Origin of the sequence: Streptomyces beijiangensis (assembly GCF_017315755.1) — a bacterium.
Lineage (GTDB): Bacteria > Actinomycetota > Actinomycetes > Streptomycetales > Streptomycetaceae > Streptomyces > Streptomyces beijiangensis.
The window spans coordinates 1-292 of record NZ_JAFLRJ010001125.1 but is presented as its reverse complement, the minus strand read 5'-3'; the positions used below and the strand labels follow the sequence as shown (position 1 = coordinate 292).

At 75.0% G+C, this 292-nt stretch carries 1 pseudogene; it reads right to left on the bottom strand.

Annotated elements, in window-relative coordinates:
* Positions 1-64 precede the first annotated feature (64 nt).
* Positions 65-292, bottom strand: a pseudogene (locus tag J0695_RS40845) (hypothetical protein); the annotation flags it as partial.

Below are 292 nucleotides of genomic sequence, written 5' to 3'. Positions count from 1 at the left end.
CAGGAGATCGCGGACGCGACCCGGGAACTGCTGGCCGGGATCGAGGTGAGGGGAGGGGGAGCGGCTAGGAAGCCGGCGTCGGAGCCGGGCGCCGCATGAGGAGGGCCGCCACCGAGCCGGCGCCGAACAGGGCGAGGACCGAGACCGCCGTGCCCAGCCAGCTCGCGCCGAGCCACTGGCCGCCGAAGTAGCCGAGGCCCACGCTGTAGATCGCCCAGGCCACGCCTGCCAGGGCCGACCAGGGCAGGAACTCCTTGGCCTTGCGGTGGGCCGCGCCCGCGCCAAGCGAGAC